We start from the raw sequence: 537 nt of genomic DNA, 5'->3' as shown, positions 1-537 counted from the left end.
GCCATAGTCTCTTGTTATGCTACTGATTTCGAGGGTTTACCTTGAGTAAGAAAGACCCAAGCGAAGAACAACATAAAGACAAAGTCATTTAACCCGTAGATGCTGTAGAAAATACCTGCAAATAGGTCTTGTTCATAGACACTACCAAGACTGTTCTCATTAAACCAAAGTAACCAAGCAACCACATACACGAGTTTCTCGATAGCAAATGCGCCCGCTAACCATTTGACTCCAGATGTAATCGAAGCTGCACCTAGATAAGCTAAGCCCCATACAACAATCATCAGCAAACCAAAGTTAGACATAACTACAGGGTCAAATTCATTGATAACAGAATTAGTAAACGCACGAGAGAAAATCAGTACACCACCGATATTCATCATCGCAGCAGCGATAAAACCTAACTTTACATTGTCGTATTTCATACTTTCTCCACCACCCAAAGCTTTTATGACAGCTTAGGGTAATATTAAACTCAGCTCCCAGTTTAACAGCTCTTGTCGACAAACTGGATAAGTAGCATAACGCCCAATTAAG

At 40.0% G+C, this 537-nt stretch carries 1 protein-coding gene; it reads right to left on the bottom strand.

Annotation, left to right across the window (positions count from 1 at the left end; genetic code table 11):
* Nucleotides 1-14 precede the first annotated feature (14 nt).
* Nucleotides 15-425, bottom strand: coding sequence for a hypothetical protein (locus FCV43_RS20260; RefSeq protein WP_113796089.1), 411 nt, complete (start codon nucleotides 423-425; stop codon nucleotides 15-17).
* Nucleotides 426-537: the final 112 nt, after the last annotated feature.

It is taken from the genome of Vibrio genomosp. F6, from assembly GCF_005146325.1.
Taxonomy (GTDB): Bacteria; Pseudomonadota; Gammaproteobacteria; order Enterobacterales; family Vibrionaceae; genus Vibrio; species Vibrio cortegadensis.
The sequence above is the reverse complement of the archived record's forward strand: the minus strand, read 5'-3'. Positions and strand labels throughout refer to the sequence as shown.